22 protein-coding genes and 1 tRNA gene are annotated in these 24921 nt (G+C 41.4%); 3 read left to right on the top strand and 20 right to left on the bottom strand.

Going from position 1 to position 24921, the window contains the following annotated elements; translation table 11 throughout:
* The first annotated feature begins 137 nt into the window (after positions 1-137).
* The 3 genes from HWX15_RS08040 (at position 138) to zwf (ending at position 4681) form a co-directional block, all read left to right on the top strand.
* Positions 138-2303: an ABC transporter substrate-binding protein/permease gene (locus HWX15_RS08040; protein WP_175880789.1), complete on the top strand. Its 2166-nt coding sequence runs from the start codon at positions 138-140 to the stop codon at positions 2301-2303.
* Complete coding sequence (locus tag HWX15_RS08045) at positions 2303-3043, top strand: amino acid ABC transporter ATP-binding protein (protein WP_001096329.1); 741 nt, start codon at positions 2303-2305, stop codon at positions 3041-3043. The genes HWX15_RS08040 and HWX15_RS08045 overlap by 1 nt, the downstream gene beginning before the upstream one ends.
* A 150-nt stretch (positions 3044-3193) precedes the next feature.
* On the top strand, positions 3194-4681 hold the full coding sequence (zwf, locus tag HWX15_RS08050; RefSeq protein ID WP_000096150.1) for a glucose-6-phosphate dehydrogenase: 1488 nt from the start codon (positions 3194-3196) through the stop codon (positions 4679-4681).
* Positions 4682-4727: 46 nt separating this feature from the next.
* On the opposite strand, the gene ftsY is transcribed toward zwf, so the two are convergent.
* From ftsY to HWX15_RS10200, 20 genes are all read right to left on the bottom strand, one after another.
* On the bottom strand, positions 4728-6011 hold the full coding sequence (ftsY, locus tag HWX15_RS08055) for a signal recognition particle-docking protein FtsY (protein WP_175880790.1): 1284 nt from the start codon (positions 6009-6011) through the stop codon (positions 4728-4730).
* Between the two features lie 3 nt (positions 6012-6014).
* The gene (locus tag HWX15_RS08060) at positions 6015-6833 is read right to left on the bottom strand and encodes a Cof-type HAD-IIB family hydrolase (protein WP_175880791.1); all 819 of its coding nucleotides are present in this window, start codon (positions 6831-6833) and stop codon (positions 6015-6017) included.
* The gene (locus HWX15_RS08065; RefSeq protein WP_175880792.1) at positions 6833-7627 is read right to left on the bottom strand and encodes a Cof-type HAD-IIB family hydrolase; all 795 of its coding nucleotides are present in this window, start codon (positions 7625-7627) and stop codon (positions 6833-6835) included. Before HWX15_RS08065 ends, HWX15_RS08060 begins: the two co-directional genes overlap by 1 nt.
* Positions 7624-11163 (bottom strand): chromosome segregation protein SMC, encoded by a 3540-nt coding sequence (gene smc, locus HWX15_RS08070; protein WP_175880793.1) that lies wholly within the window; start codon positions 11161-11163, stop codon positions 7624-7626. The genes HWX15_RS08065 and smc overlap by 4 nt, the downstream gene beginning before the upstream one ends.
* A complete protein-coding gene (rnc, locus tag HWX15_RS08075) occupies positions 11154-11852 on the bottom strand; it encodes a ribonuclease III (RefSeq protein WP_175880794.1) in 699 nt (232 codons plus the stop codon). Before rnc ends, smc begins: the two co-directional genes overlap by 10 nt.
* A gap of 183 nt (positions 11853-12035) precedes the next feature.
* Positions 12036-12107 (bottom strand) — tRNA-Arg (locus HWX15_RS08080).
* A 66-nt stretch (positions 12108-12173) separates the two neighbouring features.
* Entirely contained in the window at positions 12174-13160 is a 987-nt protein-coding gene (locus HWX15_RS08085) for a GMP reductase (protein WP_173235077.1), read from the bottom strand.
* A 200-nt stretch (positions 13161-13360) separates the two neighbouring features.
* A complete protein-coding gene (locus tag HWX15_RS08090; protein WP_000160496.1) occupies positions 13361-14140 on the bottom strand; it encodes an L-threonylcarbamoyladenylate synthase in 780 nt (259 codons plus the stop codon).
* A 27-nt stretch (positions 14141-14167) separates the two neighbouring features.
* Positions 14168-14761 (bottom strand): 3-isopropylmalate dehydratase small subunit, encoded by a 594-nt coding sequence (gene leuD / locus HWX15_RS08095; protein WP_175880795.1) that lies wholly within the window; start codon positions 14759-14761, stop codon positions 14168-14170.
* A gap of 9 nt (positions 14762-14770) precedes the next feature.
* Positions 14771-16153 (bottom strand): 3-isopropylmalate dehydratase large subunit, encoded by a 1383-nt coding sequence (gene leuC / locus HWX15_RS08100; protein ID WP_175880796.1) that lies wholly within the window; start codon positions 16151-16153, stop codon positions 14771-14773.
* A 3-nt stretch (positions 16154-16156) separates the two neighbouring features.
* Positions 16157-16426, bottom strand: a complete 270-nt coding sequence (locus HWX15_RS08105; protein WP_175880797.1) for a DUF1294 domain-containing protein — start codon at positions 16424-16426, stop codon at positions 16157-16159.
* Positions 16423-17460 carry a 3-isopropylmalate dehydrogenase gene (leuB, locus tag HWX15_RS08110; RefSeq protein WP_175880798.1) on the bottom strand — a complete coding sequence of 346 codons (1038 nt, stop codon included), beginning with the start codon at positions 17458-17460 and terminating at the stop codon, positions 16423-16425. The genes HWX15_RS08105 and leuB overlap by 4 nt, the downstream gene beginning before the upstream one ends.
* Positions 17461-17471: 11 nt before the next feature.
* On the bottom strand, positions 17472-19034 hold the full coding sequence (locus tag HWX15_RS08115) for a 2-isopropylmalate synthase (protein WP_175880799.1): 1563 nt from the start codon (positions 19032-19034) through the stop codon (positions 17472-17474).
* Between the two features lie 313 nt (positions 19035-19347).
* Positions 19348-20004, bottom strand: coding sequence for an MmcQ/YjbR family DNA-binding protein (locus HWX15_RS08120; RefSeq protein WP_175880800.1), 657 nt, complete (start codon positions 20002-20004; stop codon positions 19348-19350).
* A 43-nt stretch (positions 20005-20047) separates the two neighbouring features.
* Positions 20048-20680 (bottom strand): copper homeostasis protein CutC, encoded by a 633-nt coding sequence (locus tag HWX15_RS08125; protein ID WP_057487766.1) that lies wholly within the window; start codon positions 20678-20680, stop codon positions 20048-20050.
* A 90-nt stretch (positions 20681-20770) separates the two neighbouring features.
* Complete coding sequence (locus HWX15_RS08130; RefSeq protein WP_050083961.1) at positions 20771-21130, bottom strand: YbaN family protein; 360 nt, start codon at positions 21128-21130, stop codon at positions 20771-20773.
* A 44-nt stretch (positions 21131-21174) separates the two neighbouring features.
* On the bottom strand, positions 21175-21333 hold the full coding sequence (locus HWX15_RS10045; RefSeq protein WP_050492352.1) for a hypothetical protein: 159 nt from the start codon (positions 21331-21333) through the stop codon (positions 21175-21177).
* A 98-nt stretch (positions 21334-21431) separates the two neighbouring features.
* Positions 21432-23519, bottom strand: coding sequence for a type I DNA topoisomerase (gene topA / locus HWX15_RS08140; RefSeq protein WP_175880801.1), 2088 nt, complete (start codon positions 23517-23519; stop codon positions 21432-21434).
* Between the two features lie 165 nt (positions 23520-23684).
* Positions 23685-24728, bottom strand: a complete 1044-nt coding sequence (locus HWX15_RS08145) for a TIGR00341 family protein (RefSeq protein ID WP_175880802.1) — start codon at positions 24726-24728, stop codon at positions 23685-23687.
* Between the two features lie 52 nt (positions 24729-24780).
* Complete coding sequence (locus HWX15_RS10200) at positions 24781-24906, bottom strand: hypothetical protein (protein ID WP_002892731.1); 126 nt, start codon at positions 24904-24906, stop codon at positions 24781-24783.
* Between the last annotated feature and the right edge of the window lie 15 nt (positions 24907-24921).

A 24921-nucleotide genomic window follows, 5' to 3' on the forward strand; every position in this document is an offset into this window, starting at 1 on the left:
TTATAGCACTTTATAGTAGCAATTCAAGAAAGAAAAGAAAAAATCAATGTTATATTTTCTGACACAAAAATATAAAAATTTGCCTTTTTTTACTTTTTCTGATATAATGGGAGAATATTCGGAAAAGGAGACTAAAAATGAAGAAAAAATTTCTAGCATTTTTGCTAATTTTATTCCCAATTTTCTCATTAGGTATTGCCAAAGCTGAAACGATTAAGATTGTTTCTGATACCGCCTATGCACCTTTTGAGTTTAAAGATTCAGATCAAACTTATAAAGGAATTGATGTTGACATTATTAACAAAGTCGCTGAGATTAAAGGCTGGAACATTCAGATGTCTTATCCTGGATTTGACGCAGCGGTCAATGCGGTTCAAGCTGGTCAAGCTGACGCTATTATGGCAGGGATGACAAAGACGAAAGAACGTGAAAAAGTCTTCACCATGTCTGATACTTACTATGATACAAAAGTTGTCATTGCAACTACAAAGGCACACAAGATTAGTCAGTACGATCAATTGTCTGGTAAAACTGTTGGTGTTAAAAATGGAACAGCCGCTCAACGTTTCCTAGAAACGATTAAAGATAAATACGGCTTTACTATTAAAACATTTGACACTGGTGATTTGATGAACAACAGCTTAAGTGCTGGTTCAATTGATGCCATGATGGATGATAAACCTGTTATCGAGTATGCCATTAACCAAGGTCAAGACCTCCATATTGAAATGGATGGTGAAGCTGTAGGGAGTTTTGCTTTCGGTGTTAAAAAAGGTAGCAAATACGAGCACCTAGTTACTGAATTTAACCAAGCCTTGGCTGAAATGAAAAAAGATGGTAGTCTTGATAAAATCATTAAGAAATGGACTGCTTCATCATCTTCAGCAGTGCCAACTACATATACTCTAGCAGGCTTAAAAGCCATTCCTGTTAAAGCTAAATATATCATTGCCAGCGATTCTTCTTTTGCACCTTTTGTTTTCCAAAACTCAAGTAACCAATTTACTGGTATTGATATGGAATTGATTAAGGCAATCGCTAAAGACCAAGGTTTTGAAATTGAAATCACCAACCCTGGTTTCGATGCCGCTATCAGTGCTGTTCAAGCTGGACAAGCTGATGGTATCATTGCTGGTATGTCTGTCACAGATGCTCGTAAGGCAACTTTTGACTTCTCAGAATCCTACTACACTGCCAATACTATCCTTGGTGTCAAAGAATCAAGCACCATTGCTTCTTATGAGGATTTGAAAGGAAAGACAGTTGGTGTTAAAAACGGAACTGCTTCTCAAACCTTCCTAACAGAAAATCAAAGCAAATACGGTTACAAAATCAAAACCTTCGCTGATGGTTCATCAATGTATGACAGTTTAAACACTGGGGCAATCGATGCCGTTATGGATGATGAACCTGTTCTCAAATATTCTATCAGCCAAGGGCAAAAATTGAAAACACCAATCGCTGGAACTCCAATCGGTGAAACAGCCTTTGCCGTTAAAAAAGGAGCAAATCCAGAATTGATTGAAATGTTCAATAACGGACTTGCTAACCTTAAAGCAAACGGTGAATTCCAAAAGATTCTTGACAAATACCTAGCTAACGAATCTTCAACTGCATCAACAAGCACTGTTGATGAGACAACTATCTGGGGCTTGCTTCAAAACAACTACAAACAACTCCTTAGCGGGCTTGGTATCACTCTTGCTCTAGCTCTTATCTCATTTGCTATTGCTATTGTTATCGGAATTATCTTCGGTATGTTTAGTGTCAGCCCGTATAAATCTCTTCGTGTGATTTCTGAGATTTTCGTTGACGTTATTCGAGGTATTCCATTGATGATTCTTGCAGCCTTCATCTTCTGGGGAATTCCAAACTTCATCGAGTCTATTACAGGCCAACAAAGTCCAATTAACGACTTTGTAGCTGGTACTATTGCCCTTTCTCTCAATGCAGCGGCTTACATCGCTGAAATCGTTCGTGGTGGTATTCAGGCCGTTCCAGTTGGCCAAATGGAAGCCAGTCGAAGCTTGGGTATCTCTTATGGAAAAACTATGCGTAAGATTATCTTGCCACAAGCAACTAAATTGATGTTGCCAAACTTTGTTAACCAATTCGTTATCGCACTTAAAGATACAACCATCGTATCTGCTATCGGTTTGGTTGAACTCTTCCAAACTGGTAAGATTATCATTGCCCGTAACTACCAAAGTTTCAAGATGTATGCAATCCTTGCTATCTTCTATCTTGTAATTATCACACTTTTGACTAAACTAGCGAAACGCTTAGAAAAGAGGATTCGTTAATGGCAAAATTAAAAATTGATGTAAATGATTTACACAAAAGCTACGGAAAAAATGAAGTTTTAAAAGGAATTACGACCAAGTTCTATGAAGGAGATGTTGTTTGTATCATTGGTCCTTCAGGTTCTGGTAAGTCAACTTTCCTTCGTAGCCTCAATCTTTTGGAAGAAGTTACTAGCGGTCACATCACTGTGAACGGTTATGACTTAACTGAAAAAACAACCAACGTTGACCACGTCCGTGAAAATATCGGAATGGTGTTCCAACACTTCAATCTCTTCCCACACATGTCTGTATTGGACAACATCACCTTTGCTCCTATTGAGCACAAGTTGATGACTAAGGAAGAAGCTGAAAAATTGGGAATGGAGTTGCTTGAAAAGGTTGGACTAGCAGATAAGGCTAAGGCCTGTCCAGATAGCCTGTCAGGTGGTCAAAAACAACGTGTAGCCATCGCTCGTGGACTTGCAATGAATCCAGACATCATGCTCTTTGATGAACCAACTTCTGCCCTTGACCCTGAGATGGTCGGAGACGTACTAAACGTTATGAAGGAATTGGCTGAGCAAGGTATGACCATGATTATCGTAACCCATGAGATGGGATTTGCTCGTCAGGTTGCTAACCGCGTTATCTTTACTGCAGATGGCGAGTTCCTAGAAGACGGAACACCTGATCAAATCTTTGATAACCCTCAACACCCACGTCTGAAAGATTTCTTGGACAAGGTCTTAAACGTTTAAATGCAAACTGTAAGGATTTCCTTGCAGTTTTTTTCTATCTCGTATTGGAATTTTTGATTTTTCGGAAAATTATGTTAGAATTAAGTTTATGAAATGAGGTTTCCTCATACCTAGCAAAACTAGGAATAAAAATAGAAATTAGGTAGCTAGATGTCATCTAAGGTTATTGTTACAATTTTCGGTGCGAGTGGAGACCTGGCTAAACGCAAGCTCTACCCTTCCCTATTTAGACTATATAAATCCGGCAATCTTTCCAAACATTTTGCCGTTATTGGAACTGCCCGTCGTCCTTGGAGCAAGGAATATTTTGAATCTGTTGTCGTCGAATCGATCCTTGATTTGGCAGATAGTACCGAACAGGCTCAAGAATTCGCTAGCCACTTCTACTATCAAAGTCATGATGTCAATGATACAGAACACTATATTGCTCTACGTCAATTGCAGGCTGAACTAAATGACAAGTACCAAGCTGAACACAACAAGCTCTTCTTCTTGTCTATGGCGCCTCAGTTCTTTGGAACTATAGCAAAACACCTCAAGTCTGAAAACATTGTAGACGGTAAAGGTTTTGAACGTTTAATCGTTGAAAAACCATTTGGTACAGATTACGCAACTGCAAGCAAGTTGAATGACGAGCTCCTAGCAACATTTGACGAAGAACAAATTTTCCGTATTGACCATTATCTTGGTAAGGAAATGATCCAAAGCATCTTTGCAGTTCGCTTTGCAAACCTGATTTTTGAAAATGTTTGGAACAAGGATTTTATCGACAATGTTCAAATTACCTTTGCGGAGCGCTTGGGTGTAGAAGAACGTGGTGGCTACTATGACCAATCTGGTGCCCTCCGCGACATGGTACAAAACCATACACTGCAACTTCTTTCTCTCCTTGCTATGGACAAACCAGCCAGCTTCACAAAAGATGAGATCCGTGCCGAAAAGATTAAGGTCTTTAAAAACCTCTATCATCCAACTGATGAAGAACTTAAAGAACACTTTATCCGTGGTCAATACCGTTCTGGTAAGATTGATGGCATGAAATACATCTCTTATCGTAGCGAGCCAAATGTGAATCCAGAATCTACAACTGAAACCTTTGCATCTGGTGCTTTCTTTGTAGACAGCGATCGATTCCGTGGTGTTCCTTTCTTCTTCCGTACTGGTAAACGTCTGACTGAAAAAGGAACTCATGTCAACATCGTCTTTAAACAAATGGACTCTATCTTTGGAGAACCACTTGCTCCAAACATTTTGACCATCTATATCCAACCAACAGAAGGCTTCTCTCTTAGCCTCAATGGGAAGCAAGTAGGAGAAGAATTTAACTTGGCTCCTAACTCACTTGATTACCGTACAGATGCGACCGCAACTGGTGCCTCTCCAGAACCATACGAGAAATTGATTTATGATGTCTTAAATAACAACTCAACTAACTTTAGCCACTGGGATGAAGTTGGTGCGTCATGGAAATTGATTGACCGTATCGAAGAACTCTGGGCTGAAAATGGTGCCCCACTTCATGACTATAAAGCTGGAAGCATGGGACCTCAAGCAAGTTTTGACTTACTTGAAAAATTTGGTGCCAAATGGACTTGGCAACCAGATATCGCCTATCGTCAAGATGGTCGTTTAGAATAAAAAAAATTTCCTGCAAGTTTGTAGCTTGCAGGATTTTTGCTTCTGATTAGATTAAGCCTTCCAAGAGACCCTTCATAAAGTTTTCTGAGTTAAACTCTCCAATATCATCGATTTTTTCACCAAAACCAATCAATTTTACAGGAATATTGAGTTCTTCACGGATGGCTAGAACCACACCACCTCGAGCAGTTCCATCAATCTTAGTCAAGACAATTCCAGTTAATGGCGTTATTTTTGAAAATTCTTTGGCCTGTACAAGAGCGTTTTGACCTGTTGATGCATCCAGAGCCAAGAAGGTTTCATGGGGTGCCTCTGGAACAACACGCTTGATGATACGACCAATCTTTTCCAACTCAGCCATGAGGTTATCCTTATTTTGCAGACGACCAGCGGTATCAATCATGAGAATATCAATACCTTCAGCTACGGCACGTTCCATGCCATCAAAGACTACGCTGGCTGGGTCAGCTTTTTCAGGTCCAGTCACAACTGGAACATCCACACGGCGTCCCCATTCTGCTAATTGGGCAACGGCACCAGCACGGAAGGTATCTGCCGCAACCAACATGACCTTCTTCCCAGCTTGTTTGTAGCGGTGGGCTAGTTTCCCGATAGAAGTTGTTTTCCCAACACCATTCACACCAACGAAGAGCATGACAGTCAAGCCCTCTTGGAAGTGGATGCTTTCATCGTAGTTTCCATCCTTTTCATAAAGCTCAACCAATTTCTCAATGATAACACGGCGAAGGGCATCAGGTTTCTTGGCGTTTTCAAGCTTGGCTTCGTAGCGTAGCTCCTCGGTTAAGTTAGAAGCGACCTGTACACCAACGTCACTCATGATCAGCAGTTCTTCCAGTTCCTCGAAGAATTCTTCATCGACAGAGCGGAAATTGGCAAAGAAGGCATTCAAGCGGGCACCGAAGCCTGTGCGAGTTTTCTTGAGACTGCGGTCATATTTTTCCTGAACAGTTTCTTCTTCTTGAGACCTTTCTGGTTCAAGCACTTCAGAACTATTTTCTTCTACAGTCTCTAGGAGCTCAGTATTCTCTTCCTCTGGGACTTCTTCTGAGTTTGGCAATTCTTCCACTTGTTGAACTTCTACAACTGGCTCTGAATCCTGACTCTCTTCAACTGTCTCTTGATTTTCCTCTTCTTGGAGCTCAGCTTGTTCAACAATTTCAACCTCTGCTTCTTCTTGAGGAATTTCCTCAGCTTCTGTAAGGGCAGGCTCCGTATCTTCAAACAAATCAAGATTTTCCAGAGCTTCTTTTACAACTTCTTCGATTTTAGGTTCTTCTTTTTTTCCGAATAGACGGTCAAATAATCCCATATCTTAGTTCTCCTTTAGCACATATTCTTCGATAACCCAGGCGACAGCCTCTTCATCATTGGTCATTGGAGTTACCACATTTGCGACTGCCTTGACTTCAGGAACAGCGTTTTGCATGGCAACACCGAGCCCTGCCCATTCAATCATAGAAAGGTCATTGGCCTCGTCACCACAAGCCATGACTTGGCTTTGGTCGATTCCAAGATGGCTGATTAGTTTTGCCAAACCTGTTGCTTTGTGAACATTCTTTGGTGACCACTCTAGCAACATTTCACGTGATTTAAAGATTTCATATTGGTCAAACAATTCTGGAGAAATATTCTGAATAGCTGCATCCAAGGGTTCTTGAGCAAAGGCAGTAACACATTTATTATAGGTCATTTGACTAGCTAGGTCTTCAAAGTCCACTGGAACAAAGGCCAAAGCTGGATTAAATTTGGCATAAAGACTTTCTTGGTCAGATTGGATTTGATAAACAGTTCCTTCTGAAATAGCATCAAGAGGCAGCGATAATTTCTCTGTTTCCTCATACAAGCGCGCCACATCATCATATGAAAAGACTGTCTTATCAAGGATTTCACCTGTATTTTTCTGAACCAAACCACCATTAAAAGTAATGGTATACTCATCTTCCTGACCGTCAGTCCCTAGCTCATGGAGAAAGAAATCCATGGATTTTAAGGGACGACCAGTTGTCAATACAACCTTGATACCACGATCACGCGCAGCTTTCAAAGTTGCCTTGGTACGATCCGTCAGCCTTTTATCAGTAGTCAACAAGGTCCCGTCTAAGTCCAATGCAATCAATTTTATATCTGCCATTATAAGCCCTCCATATAAGCTATAACCGACTGGTCCTTATGGTGACCAATCACAGTCTTTGCTAATTCTAAAATTTCAGGTCGTGCATTTTCAGGAGCTACAGGATGTCCCACAACCTGCATCATATGCAAGTCATTTAGATTGTCTCCAAAAGCCATGACCTGATTCATTGTGATACCAAGTTTTTTAGCCAATTCAACAATAGCCACTCCCTTATCGACATAGTCCAGAACAATATCAATGGATTCAAAGCCAGTTGTCATGGCCTTAACACCAGGAACATGTTCATTAACCCAAGTTTCCCCAGCTTCCAGCGTCTCTTCTGTGAAGTTGGTTGTGAATTTGAAAATGTCATCTGTGATATCTTCCAAACTTGCTACTTTTTGAATATTTTCATTATAGTGCTGACTGACTTTTAAATAGGTCTCATCAACCGTATCTAGCACATAAGATCCCTTTTTTCCCGTCAAGAGCAATTTATTGATATCTACATAAGGTGACGTTTTCAGCTTTTCAAAAGTCGCCAGATAAAAATCACGAGACATGGTCGCTTCATACAAGTCTTGACCTCGATATTCGACTAAACTGCCATTTTCCGCTATGAAAATAATGTCATCACGTACATCAGCAAATAATTTTTCTAGAGACAGAAATCCACGCCCCGAAGCCACCGCAAAGTAAATCCCTTTTTCCTTATAGGAAACCAAGAGAGACTTAAGGCGATCCACATCAAAGCACCCATTTCCATCTAGGAAGGTTCCGTCCATATCCGTTGCTACTAGTTTAATTGTCATCCTTCAATACTTTCTAAATCTTTTAACTTAACTGAAACAATTTTTGAGACACCCGATTCTTGCATGGTCACTCCATAGATAGAATCAGCCGCTGCCATGGTTCCCTTACGGTGGGTCACAACGATAAACTGGCTGTCCTTATCAAATCGATTGAGGTAATCCCCGAAACGTTTAACATTGGCTTCGTCAAGTGCAGCCTCTACCTCATCCAAGATAACAAATGGAATGGTCTTGACACGAATAATGGAGAAGAGCAAGGCAAGAGCCGATAGAGCTTTTTCTCCACCACTCATGAGGTTGAGAGACTGGATTTTTTTACCTGGAGGTTGAACAGAAATCTCCACACCAGCTGTTAAAAGGTCGCCCTCAGTCAATATCAAGTCTGCCTGACCTCCGCCAAACATCTGTTTGAAGGTCACTTTAAAGGACTCACGAATAGCTTCAAAGGTGGATTTAAAGCGGTCTTTGACCTCATCATTCATCTCTGTAATGGTCTCAAGGAGCAGATTTTTCGCTGACAAAATGTCATCTCGCTGGCTATTGAGGAAATCCAGACGGCTGTGAACTTCTTCGTACTGTTCAATAGCATCTAAATTGACAGGACCCAGTGAGCGGATAGCTTTCTCTAAATCCTGCACCTCTTGCTCTGCCAGATTGAGATTGTCCAACTCATGTGCCTTTTCTAAAGCTTCAGTATAGCTAATCTGATACTGGTCTGTTAATTGACTTTGTAAATGGCGTAAGCGCTCGCTGACCTTTTCTTTCTTAGCTTCAGCACGTGTTTGCTTGCGAATCCACTCCTCATTCTGCTGGCGAGCCTGATCCAAATGACTAGCAATATCATCTAGTTGCCCTTCAATATCATCCAACTCAAACTGCTTGCGAATCAAACCTTGTTGGAGGTTTGTTTTCTGAGTTTTGGCTTCTTCGGCCTGTTGACTGAGCAAATCCGTATCAACTTTCTCAAGATTGTCAACCTTTTGTTGTAGAAGGCGCTGGATCTCCTCTTGCTCGATATTCAAATTATCCAATTCCTTGCCTAAACGCTCAATATCAGCTACTTCATAACGTTTTTGCCCTTGTAGTTCGGTCTTAAGCAAGCGAGCTTGCGCTAGCTCTTCCTGCAAGTTCTGATAACGTTCTTGGATGGCATTTTTGTTAGACTTAATCCCTTCAATCTCAGCTTCCAGATTTTGCTTATCACTGGCAATAGTAGCAAGGCGTGCTTGGCATTTTTCCTTGTCTGCTTGCCAATCTCCTTCAGAAAGACGATCTAATTCCTCTTCTTGGAGTTTCCAAAGAGTTTCTAGATCTTCAACTTGCTGACTGGTCTGCTGATAAGCAATAGACAAGCCCTGCTCCTGAATACGTGCCTGCTCTCCTTGAGATTTGATGGCTTCTAATCTTTCTGTTAATACTATCATCTCATCTTGCAAGGTCTTCAAAGATGCTTCTTCTAAACGAAGACTTGCTTCTTCTTCAGCAATTTCTTTTTGCAATTGCTCCAGTTCTGGCTTGATGAAGATGCTGTTGTTCTGACGATTGGCACCACCTGCATAGGAACCACCTGTACGCAACTCTGTCCCATCTAAAGTCACCATACGAACCTGGTAACGAACTTGTCGAGCTGCTGCACGCGCATGTTCTACAGTATCAAAAATAGCCGTCGTAGCTAGCAAGTTCTTGAAAATAGCTTCCAGTCTAGTATCGAAAGTAACTAACTCATCAGCCATACCCAGAAATCCTGGACTTGCAGCGATAGCATCTTGATTCTGGCTAGAAATCGTACGCGCCTTGATCGTTGTCAAAGGAAGGAAGGTTGCTCGACCTGCTCTGTTTCGTTTAAGGAAATCAATCGCCTTGGTTGCCGCATGTTCATCTTCTACTATGATATGCTGGATACTTGCCCCTAAGGCAATCTCAAGAGCTGTTTGATAATGAACATCAAAGGTCAGATGCTCACTGACTGCCCCAATAATCCCACCAAGGCGGTCTTTTTCTTGGAGAACACTCTTAACACCTGCATAAAAGTTGCTATGATTTTTCAGGATATTTTCCAAACTTTGAGCTCTGGCTTGCTTGTTTTTAAAACTGTCCAGACGGTCAAAGAGTTGACTTTGTTGAACTTGATAGGAAGTTTTCTGTTCCTCTTGCTCCTTGGCACAGACTTGGTAGTCGGCCAATAATTTTTGAACCTGCTCCTTGGCAGTTTCAAGCTCTTCCTTTTGCTGATCAGCTTTCTCTTTAGCTGTAGCCAGTTGTTCTTTCAGTTTTTCTAATTGATCTGCTTGTTTTTGAGAAAGCTGACGACTATTTTCCAACTCGTTTTCGATACGGGTCAGTTGATTTGAGACATCTGCTTCTTCTTGTAAAAGACCTACAAAGCGTTCACGCAAGAGCTCAATCATCTGATCAGGATCATCTGAAAAAGCTAGCAATTCAGCCTCTAAACGATTGAGTTTTTGATTATTTTGGACTAGATTTTCCTCTAACAGAGTTAAAGAGCTTTCTTTATCAGACTTTTCTTTGCTGAGTGAATTTCTCTTATCCTCCAAAGCAGCCAAACGAGCTTGTGCCTCCTGTTGATTCAAGGCCACTTGCTCGGACTCCAGTTTCGATAAGGCTAATTTTCTTTCTAAATCACTAATCAGACTGGTCAAATCCATCAAACTGCCTTGGTCTTTGGTCATTTCAGCCTGTAAATCTTGGCGTTGCTTCTTGAGATTCTGATTTTCTTCTTCTAATTTTTCACGCTTTTGGTAATAACTAGTCAAGAGTTCCTGAACCTGAGCCAACTCTTCTTCTGTCGAGTCTAGTTCAGCCTTATTTTCCTTGATTTGAGCAACAAGGACATCCAAGTAAATAGCCTTGCGTTGACCTTCCAAGTCTAAAAACTTACGGGCATTCTCAGCTTGCTTCTCAAGAGGCTTGATTTGATTATCCAACTCGTAGATAATGTCTTCAAGACGGTCTAGATTATCCTGAGTTTGTTGCAGTTTACTTTCAGTTTCTTTTCTGCGAGTCTTGTATTTTAAAACTCCAGCAGCTTCTTCAAAAATAGCTCGGCGTTCTTCAGGCTTGGAGTTAAAAATTTCCTCAACCTTCCCTTGGGAAATAATGGAGAAGGAATCTCGTCCCAATCCAGTATCCAAGAAAAGGTCATGAATATCACGCAGACGGACTTTCTTGCCGTCAATCTTATATTCGCTATCTCCACTACGATAGATATGGCGTTCTACCCTAATTTCTTGCCCTGCATCCTTGATAAATCCGTCATGATTATCCAGAGTCACAACTACAGAAGCATAATTAAGCGGTTTGCGACTTTCTGTTCCGGCAAAGATAACATCCGGCATCTTACCGCCACGGAGACTCTTAACACTTGACTCCCCCAAGGCCCAACGTAGACTTTCTGTAATATTCGACTTTCCAGATCCATTGGGTCCAACAACTGCCGTCACACCTTGGTCAAAGACGACCTTGGTCTTATCAGCAAAAGACTTGAATCCCTGAATTTCGATTTCCTTTAAATACATGAATCCAGCCCTTTCTCAACGGCGTTTTTGGCAGCTTCCTGCTCTGCTAATTTCTTGGAACGACCTTGACCTTTACCAATGCTCTTGCCTTCAACAAGAACTTCTACATCAAAAACCTTATCGTGGGCAGGACCCGTTTCAGAAATCACCTGATAACGAATAGCCACATCTCCATTGACCTGAAGTAACTCTTGGAGATGGGTTTTGTAGTCTGTAATCATCTCAAACTCACCTGCTTCAACCTTAGGAATCATGACTTGATAGATAAATTCCTTGACCTTGGCCACATCCTTATCCAAAAGAAGGGCACCAAGAAAGGCTTCAAAGGCATCACCAAGAATGGTGTCACGATTGCGACCACCAGATTTTTCTTCCCCCTTACCCAACTTGATAAATTGATCAAACTGGCAATCACGCGCAAAACCAGCCAAACTCTCCTCGCGAACAATCATGGCACGGAGTTTAGACAAGTCACCCTCAGGCTTTTTAGGATATTTTTTATACAGATATTCTGAAATCAATAACTGTAGAACAGCGTCTCCTAAAAATTCCAAGCGTTCATTGTGTGAAATTTTTAAGAGGCGGTGCTCATTGGCATAACTCGTATGAGTAAAGGCAGTCTCCAGTAAATTTTTGTCTGCAAATTCGATTGCAAAATGGTTTTTAAGTACAGTTTGTAATTCTTTCATACCAACCTCTTTCTAACTGATAACAGTCCTTTTTATTATATCAAAAAAAGCCCCCTGAGTCACTCTAAAACGGGACTGGAGAGCATTTGGGAATTCTTTAAAAAGAGATTTTCAGTTTTAAGGGCCAATTTAGGGCTGTGTAAAGAAAAAAGCCCTACTAAAGGCTTTCTTAGGATGTTTACATCCACCCTGAGGGAATCGAACCCCCATCTCAAGAACCGGAATCTTACGTGATATCCATTACACTAAGGGTGGAAACTTGTTTTATTATAACAGAAATTTGCTCTAATAACAAGTTTTTTTCTAGTGAGATAGCCCGTCTTAGTGGGAAGCATCCCCATTCCAAATAGAGTTTTTCACAATCACATAATCAACGTGTTTAAGGTCAGCAACCTGACGTCCACCTGCATAGGAAATAGCACTTTGAAGGTCTTGTTCCATCTCAGTTAAAGTGTCTTGCAAATGACCTTTTGCAGGAAGCAAGATACGTTTGCCTTCCACATTTTTGTAAGCACCTTTTTGATATTGTGAAGCTGAACCGTAGTATTCTTTGAATTGTTCACCATCGACTTCAATCGTTTTCCCTGGACTTTCGATGTGTCCTGCAAAGAGGGAGCCAATCATAACCATGCTGGCACCGAAGCGGATAGACTTAGCAATATCACCGTGAGTACGAATTCCTCCATCAGCGATAATCGGTTTACGCGCAGCCTTAGCACACCAGCGTAGAGCAGCCAACTGCCAACCACCTGTACCAAAACCAGTCTTAACTTTGGTGATACAAACCTTACCAGGACCGATTCCAACCTTAGTAGCATCCGCACCAGCATTTTCCAATTCACGCACAGCTTCTGGTGTTCCCACATTTCCAGCAATAACAAAAGTATCTGGCAATTCTTTCTTAATGTGTTGAATCATAGAAATCACGCTATCCGCATGACCATGAGCAATGTCTATCGTGATGTATTCTGGAGCATCAGCCTTGAGCTGGCTAACAAAATCATACTCATAATCCTTAACACCGACAGAGATAGAAGCAATGAGCCCTTGATCGTGCATGCGTTTAATAAAAGGAATGCGTCCTGCCTCATCAAAACGGTGCATAATGTAGAAGTACCCACCTTTAGCCAGTTGCTCTGCTACATGTTCATCCAAAATCGTCTGCATATTCGCTGGCACAACAGGTAGTTTAAAGGTGTGCTTTCCTAGAGTGACACTTGTATCCGCTTCTGCACGGCTTTTAATCACACATTTATTTGGAATCAATTGAATATCTTCGTAATCAAAAATTGGAAATTCATTTAACATCTCGATGTCTCGTTTCTTTTGTAATGACCTACCTATGCTCTCGCATCACTACGCCTTTTCTGACGTTTCCTTAACTTATTATAAACTAAAGTACAGTTTTTGTCAAATTATTTTGTGAATTAAAATATATCGTTCGGTTTTTATTGTATAAATAACAATAAAAAGAGGAGAGATTATTTTCTCTCCATTTCTCCTCTATCCTAATAATACTCTCCCTGGCGGTAGTCCCATGAGTTAAAGGTGTCTGACAGGTGCATCATAATCTTATCAATGTCAAGCCCTTTGCGGATTACAACTGGAGCTGGTGAAGTTGAACGTGCTCCCCCTTGTTCTGGGATGAGTTTGCCGTCCTTATCGACCATAGACACCATCACACCTTGCTCGTAGCGAGTTTCAATCGTTTTGTCAGGTTGGATAGATGCCACATAGTCGTCTGCTTCAATGACAAGGTCCACTGCTCCTTCGATACGTTCTCCGATTCCTTCTACCTTACCACGGTTTCCTTTTCCAGATGGGTTTGCAGATGAAGCGTATACCATCTTGCCTTCTTCCCAAAGTTTGGCAGCCAATTGTTCACCAGCTTTCCCAAATTTGATAACAAAACAGCTAGTACCACGCACGTCAGTCATGAGTTCTTCACGGCCATCCCCGTATGCTTTCAATTTTTCAAAGGCTTCTGGTTTCCAAGGAAGGATACAACCAAGAAGAATATCTTCATCCCAATGTTTTTGGTAAAAGGCTTCAATTTCTGGGTTAAGTTGTGCTAAAGCACGAAGCTCATCCATGCTACCGCAGAGAACAACACCTGGTTTGTTACGGTTACGCTCTTTGGCTTCAAACTTACGTTCAAGACCTGCCTTGTCGCTAGTCATAATAATGTAGCCAACTTTTGTAGGACAAACGATACATCCGCCCTCACCTTTTAAAATATCATAGCCTTCTTGTGAAAGTGTTCCCTTCCATTGAATATGTTTTGTCATAATTCTATTTCCTTTTCTAATTTTCTTCTAATCCTGCCAGTAGGCTGGTCGTTGTTTTTCATAAGCAGCAATCAAATCTTCATACTGCAAGGTAATACCAATATCATCCAAACCATTTAAGAGTTTGTGTTTCCATTCGCTATCAATTTCGAAAGTGAATTCTCCAATTGGTGAGATGATTTTTTGTTGTTCCAAGTCCACAGTTACCTGGTCGATTGGTTTCAAGTGGGCTAGTTTCTCTCGAACCTCTCTAGGCTGAACAATAGGTAGCATGCCATTATTGAGTTCATTATTGTAATGAATGTCACCGAAAGATCCTGCAATCACGACTTTAAAACCATAGTCTGCTAGAGCCCAAGCCGCGTGTTCCCTCGAAGAACCTGCGCCAAAGTTATCCCCTGATATGAGAATACTGGCTTTCCGATATTCAGGTCGGTTAAAGACAAAGTCTGGATCCTCAGTATACTTGTCATCCAAATAACGCCAAGCATACATGAGGTACTTACCAAAGCCTTTTTTATCAATTAACTTGAGAAACTGCTTGGGTAGGATTTGGTCGGTGTCGATGTTATCATTCATGAGAGGAACGGTCGTTCCCGTATAAACTGTAAATTTCTCCATATCCTCTCCTTACTGGGCTTCTGGCATTTTCCGAACATCTACGAAACGCCCTGCGATAGCTGCCGCAGCTGCCATAGCTGGACTGCAGAGATGGGTCTTAGCGCCAAAGCCTTGTCTGTCCTCAAAGTTTCGATTGCTTGTTGAGGCACAATGTACACCATCTGGAACCTTATCAGGATTCATCCCTAGACACATGGAGCAACCTGGGTCTCTCCACTCAAAACCAGCATCCAGAAAGACCTTGTCCAAGCCCAACTTCTCAGCAGCTCGTTTCACAGGACGAGAACCTGGGACTACGATAGCCGTTAAGTTGGGAGCTATTTTCTTCCCTTTGACAAATCGCGCAGCCAGTTGCAAATCGCTGAGACGAGCGTTGGTACATGAACCTATAAAGATATAACCTAGTTCAATATCCGCTGGCTTTTGACCTGGTTCCAAATCCATATAATTGTAGGCTCGTTCATCATTCATATCCTTAATTTCTGGGAAACTACTGTCAAAGTCAACCCCCATAGCAGGGTTGGTTCCCCAGGTCACCATAGGAGCAAGGTCTGAGACATCCATCTGGATAACCTTATCGTAAACAGCATCCTCATCACTGACAATTGTTTTCCAATCCGCCACAGCCTCTTCAAAGTCCTCTGGAACACATTCCCGTCCCTTGAGATAGTCATAGGTGGTTTGGTCCGGATTCATGATTCCCATCTTAGAACCAAACTCGATGGACATATTGCAGATAGTCATTCGCTCTTCCATGCTCAGTGCATCAATCGCTTGTCCCCGATATTCCACCACATAGCCAACTCCACAGGCAACGCCGTATTTAGCAATCAAGGCTAAAATGAAATCCTTGGAATAAACTCCTTTTTGAGGAACACCAGTGAATTCTACCAACATTTTCTTGGGTTTAACCTGCCAGAGGGTCTGGGTAGCGAAGACATGCTCTACCTCACTGGTCCCAATTCCAAAAGCGATTGCTCCGAAAGCTCCGTGGGTTGCGGTATGGCTGTCTCCACAGACGATGAATTTTCCTGGTTGAGTCCTTCCAGTTTCTGGACCTACCATGTGAACAATGCCCTGCTTTTCAGAACCATGTGCAGCATGTTCAATCCCAAACTCCTCAACATTTTCAGCCAGCTTATCAATTTGAGCCTTGGAAATTACATCTCGAATATCGTAGATATTGACAGTAGGGACGTTGTGGTCAAAGGTTCCAAATGTCAAGTCTGGTCGTCTTAATCTGCGACCTGCGTCTCGCAATCCTTGAAAAGCCTGAGGACTGGTCACTTCGTGGATATAGTGCTGGTCCACATACATGAGTTGGGGTTGCCCCTCTTCTCCTGTGATGACATGACGGTCCCATAATTTATCAAAAATCGATTTTCCTGCCATCCATTACCTCCAAATAAAATATAAGGCTACTAGTGTAGTCACCATCCCAAGAAACCAAACTGTTTTAAAGTACCATTTTCGAGTCTTATGGTGAAAAGTGATTCCTGCTAACCAAGCACCAAAACCACCACAAGAAAGGGCTAAAATAAGTAAGATTTTCTCTGGGATGCGCCAAGCTCTTCTCCTTGCCTTGGATTTGTCAATACCATAAATTAAGAAAACCATGACATTCCAAATCAAGAGGGCAAGAGTAATTTTTTCATCTAACTTCATAACCTTGCAATAATAGCTTCTGTCATTTCCTTGGTCGAAGCCTGTCCACCTATATCTCTTGTTAAAATGCCAGCCGCTAAACTAGCTTCAACAGCACGCTCAATACGCTCTGCATCCTCAAAACGTCCAAAACTATCTCTCAACATCATGGCCACTGATAAAATCATGGAAATAGGATTTGCAATTCCTTGACCAGCAATATCAGGTGCTGAACCGTGAATAGGTTCATAGAGACTTGGCCCATTTTCAGAATGACTGGCTGATGGCATAACTCCAAGTGTGCCAGATAAAACGCTTGATTCATCAGATAGAATATCTCCGAAAAGATTCTCCGTCACGATGACATCAAACTTATCAGGATTGGTAATCATAAGCATAGCAGCTGAGTCTACCAACTGGTGTTCCAAGGTCACATCTGGGAAATCCTGTGAGACCTCCTCAGCCACTTTTCTCCAGAGTTTTGATGTTGCTAGAACATTTTGCTTATCGATACTGGTAAGGATTTTTCTGCGATTTCTTGCGATTTCAAAGGCCTTGCGAATAATCCGCTCCACTTCCTCATAGCTATAGTCGTTGATATCACGTGCTTTTCTCTCTTCAAGAACATGATCCCCAAAGTAAATCCCGCCTGTCAACTCCCGCACCACGACAAAGTCCACACCAGCAATTCGTTCTGGTTTGAGAGGTGACAAATGCTTGAGACTATCAAAGATTTTTACAGGACGAATATTAGCGTAAAGATTAAGTTCCTTACGGAGAGCCAGCAAGCCTTGTTCAGGCCGAACCGCTTCTCCATCATACTGAGGACTACCGATAGCCGCTAGAAGAATGGCATCTGCTTCTCTACTTGCCTTGAGGGTTTGATCAGGTAAGGGATGCCCTGCTGCATCGATACCTGCACCTCCAAAAGGTCGTCTATCAATCTCATAGTCAAAACCTGTTTTTTCAGCTAGAGCTTCCAGGACTTCTAAACCAGCCTCCATGATTTCTGGGCCAATTCCGTCCCCTGCTAGAGCTACTATTTTCTTTGTCATAGCCTTCTCCTTTACACACTAGGCATGTCACGATAGGAAACACTGCGTCCCATCTCACCAGCATTCTCTTTTTGAACAAAGGTATTGGCATTGATGTAGGCAATAGCCGAAGCCTTCAACACATCGAAATCAAGACCTGCAGCGTTAAAGATGGTTTCTGTATCTCTGTTTTCAACAGTGACCAAAACCCGAGCTTGGGCATCAATTCCATCTGTCACAGCGTCAATAGTGTAGGACACCAAGCGGACGGATTGGTTAAAGAACTTATCGATAGCGTTAAAAATTGCTTCAACGGAACCTTGCCCTGTCGCATTAAATTCGACTTTTTCACCATCCATATTAGCCAGGCTAACAAGCGCTTCAATGTCATTATCTGCATGAGTTTGAAGTTGTAAATCATCAAAATGGAAGCCTTCTGGGTTTTCAACCATGGTTCCAGCTACCAGAGCTCGAATATCTGCATCTGTGATTTCTTGTTTCTTATCGGCCAGTGCCTTGAACTTAGCGAAGAGTGGTTTGATGTCCTCTTCTGTAAAGTCTAGGGCCAATTCTCTTAGTTTTTCAACAAAGGCATGGCGACCAGACAATTTTCCAAGTGGAAGACTATTACTCTTAACACCAACTAATTCAGGGGTGATGATTTCATAGGTAAGAGGATTTTTAAGGACTCCGTCTTGGTGAATACCAGATTCGTGAGAAAAGGCATTGCCACCGACCACAGCCTTGTTTTTAGGAACTGGAATTCCTGAGAAGCGAGAAATCATTTCTGACGTATTGATGGTCTCATTTAGGACAATACTGGTTTCTGCTTGGTAGTAATCTTGGCGAATACTGAGGGCTACTGCAATTTCTTCCAAAGCAGCATTTCCAGCTCGCTCCCCGATACCATTGATAGTCCCTTCAACACGTCCTGCTCCGTTCTTGACAGCAGCAAGGCTATTAGCCACTGCCATTCCAAGGTCATCATGACAGTGAGGTGAATAGATAATCTGACGATCCGTCTTGACATTCTCAATCAAGTGTTTGAAGATAGCTCCGTATTCCTCTGGTGTGGTAAATCCTACCGTATCAGGGATATTGATATAAGACGCCCCTGCATCAACCGCTGTTTGAACGACTTGTAAGAGGAAACCCAACTCTGTTCTAGTCGCATCTTCAGGAGAGAATTCAACCACTTCAAACTTAGAACGGGCATAAGAAACATGTTCACTGATTGCTTCCAAAATCTCTTCCTTGGTCTTATTGAGTTTATACTTACGATGAATCGGACTGGTAGCAATAAAGACGTGAACTTGTGGATACTTGGCGTCCTTGAGGGCCTCATAACAAGCATCAATATCAGACTTGACCGAACGTGCCAAACCAGTCACCGCCGTTTTCTTCAAGACCTTAGCAATCTCCTGCACTGCTGTGAATGAGTCTGGGCTAGCCGCTGGAAAACCAGCTTCGATGGCTGAAATACCCCATTTCTCCAGCTGCCTTGCAATGGCAATTTTTTCCTTGATTGAAAAGTTAACACCCGGTGTCTGCTCTCCATCCCGAAGGCTGGTATCTAGAAATTCAACTGTTCGCATAAGATTTCCCCTTTTCCAAATGTGATTTTAAAAAAACATCTCGCTCAGAAACCCAAGCGAGATGTTGATTTACTCCCGCTTGGTAAGCCAAACAGGACTAATGCTTTTTGCACTAGCCCGAGTACCTCAACAACAAAGCAAATTGATTAAACTTAGCTGTTTTCATGTTTGACTTTCTCCTTCGTTTGATATCTTGTTTAGTATTTTAGCATAGGCAAAAGCACTTGTCAAGAAAAAATCCAATATTTTCTGAAAATTTCTTCAGTAGAGAATATTTAGCTAATTGAAAGTTATTGAAAATCCTTGAAATATTTCATTTTTTAGTGGTTAAGTTCCAACTTTTTTCTATCAATTCTAACACTTCTTCATCTGATAAAGTATCATCAAGCGCCACACTAATCCAGTAACGTTTATTCATATGAAAAGCTGGATAAATGCCCTTTTGTGAAAGCAAGTCCGCTACTTGGTCGTGTTTTAGATTGACTGCTTCGACTAGACCTTCTCTACCCTTATCTAACCTATCCCAAGGTATTCTCATCAAAACAGCATACCATTTTTGATTGCCTTCATGACGTAACACTGCCGTATCAGGAGATTTCTCCCACAGATATTCCAACTGATTTCCGTACTTTTCCTGAACTTGAGTCATAATACGCTTAGTTTGAGGACAGATAAAATCCTGCACATCAAAACAAGCCTTCCGAATCTGGTAAAGAGTCTCCAAACAAGCCTCACGGACACTTCCTACAAAACTTCCACGCATGCTTTCCATATGAACTTGAGGATAGAGATCACCAGTCTCCTGGTCAAAGACTTGAAAACTCACATTATCAGCAGTGATGGACACAGTCATGACAAAGTCGCCCTGCAAAATCTGGCTGCTATAATTCCAGACTCCCCTATTTTCTACAAAACCAAAAGCTTTAGCCTTTTCGTGATTAAACTGATAGGATTTAAAAATTTCAAACATAAGTTAAAACTGCTACCCAAAGCTAGCAGTTCCTTTCTATTTTTTAAAAGACAACCTTAGTTCCGTGCAATTGTGTCACGCCCAGCTGGTCAATAAAGGTTTGACGGTTGTCAAGGTCAATCCCCCCACCTGGTAGAATTTCAATTTTACCTTTAGCGTGCTCCAAAATTCTGTGATAGTGAGCAAAACGTTTGTCTAGTGAATCGCCAGACACACCAGCGCGAGTTAGGATACGAGTGACACCAGCTTGACTAAGCCAGTCAATAGCTTCTAACTGGTCTTCTTCGCTCAATTCATCAAAGGCCATGTGAAAGACAATTTCCATTCCTTTTGATGCAGCTATCAACTTCTCAAGATTTTTCTTATCCAACTTCTTATCAGCAGTTAAAGCTCCAAATACAACCCCTTGACTTCCAGCCTGAGCAGTCAACCGAATGTCTTCTAGCATAATAGCAATTTCTAGGTCATTGTAGACAAAGTCGCCACCACGTGGACGAATCATGGTCATGATGGTCGTATCATAGTTAGCTGCCAATTCAACCGCTGCCTTGGTCACTCCATAGCTGGGAGTTGTCCCACCAACTGCAAGATTATCACAGAGTTCGATTCGACGAGCTCCAGCCTGCATCGCTTTTTCAAGCAAGGTCACATTTTCAGCACAAAATTCGTAAATCATTTGATTCTCCTTGAAGATTACTTTGAATTTATTATAGCATATTGTTGTGAATATGCTTTCATTTATATCAAGGAAAACAGATACTATTTTTTATTCTTTGTCCGGAATGACCTTGAAGAGATAATAAGTGATAAAGATGGTCAAGGCTCCCAGACCGATTTTGACTGGTAAGAGAGGGGCAAAATAAATGGAAATTCCCATCAAGATGTAGATAGAGACGATAATTTTTTTCTTTCGTTCACGCGCAATAGACTTGGTCTCCCGAAAATCAGCTACATATGTTTGATAGAGCTTGGTATGATAAAGCCAATCTTCGAAGCGCTTGGAACTTCTGGAGAAACAAGCAATAGACAACAAAAGGAAAGGCGTTGTCGGCAACAAGGGTAAGACGACCCCAACAATAGCCAAGGCTAGTGATAAAAAACCAATAATTAGATAGATAAGACGCATAACTTCTCCTAGTTAATACTCTTCGAAAATCTCTTCAAACCGCGTCAACGTCGCCTTGCCGTATATATGTTACTGACTTCGTCAGTTTCATCTGCAACCTCAAAACAGTGTTTTGAGCTGACTTCGTCAGTTCTATCCACAACCTCAAAGCAGTGCTTTGAGCAACCTGCAGCTAGTTTCCTAGTTTGCTCTTTGATTTTCATTGAGTATAAAATAATCTTCTTCTAGTTTCGCATACAATAATGAATTTTGTCAAGTTCCAACCAAAAAGAGCCTGAAATTCACTTTCAGGACTCTCCTCTTATTTAATCTTTTCTTCTTCGTAGTCGCCATTACTACATACAACCTGCTTGCCACCACCACGGACTTTTTTCTCCATGAGGAAGTTGCCACATTTTGGACAGTCACGACCAACAGGCTTGTCCCAAGATGTAAATTCACAGTCTGGATAGCGATTGCAACCATAGAAAAGGCGATTGCGTTTGGTTTTTCGCTCAATGATTTGTCCCTGATGACAACTTGGACACTCTACACCAATCTCTTTCACGATTGCTTGGGTATGACGGCAATCTGGGAAATTGCTACAAGCGTAGAACTTACCAAAACGACCAAGTTTAATGACCATTGGACTGCCACACACTTCACAGTCAAATCCAGCTGGTTCATCCTTGATTTGGATTTTTTCCATTTCTTCTTCAGCCTTGGCGACTTCTTTGGAGAATGGTTTGTAAAAGGCATCAATGACACGTTGCCACTGCTCTTTTCCGACTTCGACATCATCCAGCTTGCCTTCCATTTCAGCTGTGAAGGTCACGTTTACGATATCTGGGAAATATTCAACGATGAGCTTGTTAACAATTTCTCCCAACTCTGTCGGTTCAAAGCGTTTGGCTGCAAGGCGAACATAATAACGTTTCTGAATAGTTTCAATGGTCGGTGCGTAGGTTGACGGACGTCCAACCCCATTTTCCTCCAAGGTCTTAATCAATGTCGCTTCAGAATAACGAGCAGGCGGTTGAGTGAAATGTTGCTCTGGTTTACTATTCACCTGCTTAACCACATCTCCAACAGCCATATCTGGTAACATTTTATTCTTGTCAGAATCATTATAAATGGCAAGATAACCATCAAACTTAACCTGACTACCATTGGCAGCAAATTGAACTCCATTTTGAGACAATTTAACAGCCATTGTATCAAAGACAGCAGCTGTCATCTGGCTCGCTACAAAACGATTCCAGATAAGGGTATAAAGCTTGAGCTGATCCTTGTCCAAATACTTAGCAATACTTTCAGGTGTATTAAAGACACTAGACGGACGAATCGCCTCGTGGGCATCCTGAGCACCTGAAGCGTTTTTGACCTTGCTACCATGCTTAGAATACTTGCTACCAAAACGGTCCGTAATGAAACTTGCTGCTTCGTTCTGTGCCACTGGACTGATACGAGTCGAATCGGTACGCATATAGGTAATCAAACCTTGCACACCAGAACCGATATTGATCCCTTCATAGAGCTGTTGGGCAACCATCATGGTTTTTCGAGTACGGAAATTAATTTTATTGGCCGCATCCATCTGCATAGATGAAGTGGTATAAGGCAAAGGAGCATTGCGCTTACGCTCTTTCTTATCCACCTGATCTACTGAAAAGTCTTTACTAGTCAGACGAGACAAGACTTCCTTGACCTCATCATTGCTAGTCAGTTTCAGCTTTTTACCATCCACTCCATAGAAGGAAGCCTGAAATTGCTTGGTTCCCTTTTTAAAGACAGCATCAACTGTCCAGTATTCTTCTGGCTGGAAGGCATTGATTTCATTTTCACGGTCAATAATGAGTTTAAGAGCAATGGACTGTACGCGCCCTGCTGACAAGCCCTTCTTGACCTTCTTCCACAAAATGGGCGAAATCGAATAGCCTACCAAGCGGTCCAAAACACGACGAGCTTGTTGGGCATCGACCAAGTCCATATCAATCTTGCGTGGTTCTTTAAAAGCATTTTTGACCGCATCCTTGGTGATTTCATTGAAGACCACACGGTTGGCATCATTTTCATCCAAGTTGAGAATATGAGCCAAATGCCAAGAAATCGCTTCTCCTTCACGGTCCGGGTCACTCGCCAGAAAGACTTTATTAGCTTTTTTGGCTTCTTTTTTCAAGTCATTGATGAGAGGACCTTTTCCTCGGATATTGATATATTGCGGTTCATAATTATTTTCAATATCGACGGACATACTGGATTTCTTCAAATCACGGATATGCCCGACACTGGCTAGAACCTTATAATTTCTGCCTAGATATTTTTCAATCGTCTTGGCCTTAGCAGGCGACTCCACGATTACTAGATTTTTTTTAACTGTTGATTTTTTCTTTTTTGTTGCCGTAGCCACAGTATCACACCTTTTCAAAGTAATAAACTTTATAAAGTGTAAACCATTTTTTGAACCCTGTCAAGACTTAGCTATTATAATAGAAGAAAAGTTTATACTTAAGACCACAATCTTCCTTTGAGATACATAGAAGACTCACGAAAAAAACCAGCTATTCTCAAGAAATTATTGTTCCTCAGACTCTGTATCAAATTTATTAGCCTTTTCCTTTTCTTTTGCTTCCTTATCCTTGATATACTGGAAGAAATATTCTACCAGTTCTTCCTTGCTAAGTTGTTCTGAATCAGACAATTGGGAAACTTGAACAGAAACATCACTTAAACCATAGTCCCCCCTCTTACTGGAAATCATATCAAGCTCTTCTTCTGTCAAATAATTTCCTGAAATGGTTAGCTTTAGGGTATGAGTCTTTTTAGAATAGGTTTTTTTCAAAATATTATGCCCCTGAAACTGCTCTGATATAAATTTATTAAGGGATTCTTTTTTCAACGTTTCTCTGACTAAAGTCGTTGCAGAGATGAAACTCGGAATCATCAGCAAAACAGCAACTAAAAGCAAAATCCTGCGCATTTTAGAGTCTTCTTCATTATCTCTAAAATAGTGCTTCTTAACCATCATCAATCTGACACCTATATAAGTCGCAATGACAATAAAGCTACAATTGATGAGGAATAGGTAAGAGGAGCCTATGATAAATTTTAGATTAGCAGAAGCAATAGCATAACCTACTGTACAAAGAGGAGGCATCAAGGCGGTTGCAATAGCGACACCAGGGACAATATTATTGGTCCCTTTTTTCCTAGCACCAATAATACCTGCTATCCCTCCTACAAAAGCAATGAGAACATCCCAAATAGTCGGAGAGGTTCTAGCAACAATCTCCGAACTAGCATACGAAATGGGAGAAAGATAAAAATAAAGGGCTGAGGCTATTAAACTGGCAAGAATTTGAATAGCTAATATTTTAAAAGATTTTCTTAACAATTTAAAATCAAATATAGCTAGAGAGAGCCCCACTCCTAGAATAGGTGTCATCAAAGGAGAGATTAACATGGCTCCAATAATCACGGGAGTCGAATCCATATTTAATCCGATAGAGGCGATAAGCATGGCACATAGCAAAATCGCTAAATCACTTCTGGAGAGTTCTAATTCTTCATATATTTTATTTCTAAATTCTACCAACGAATACAGTTTATTATTTGTCACAAATATCTTCCTTTCCTAGCTAACTAGTCGTTAATACTCTTCGAAAATCTCTTCAAACCACGTCAGCTTCACCTTGCCGTAGATATATGTAACTGACTTCGTCAGTCTTATCTACAACCTCAAAGCAGTGCTTTGAGCAACCTGCGGCTAGCTTCCTAGTTTGCTCTTTGATTTTCATTGAGTATAAAATCCT

It is taken from the genome of Streptococcus thalassemiae (genome assembly GCF_903645285.1).
Classification (GTDB): domain Bacteria; phylum Bacillota; class Bacilli; order Lactobacillales; family Streptococcaceae; genus Streptococcus; species Streptococcus thalassemiae.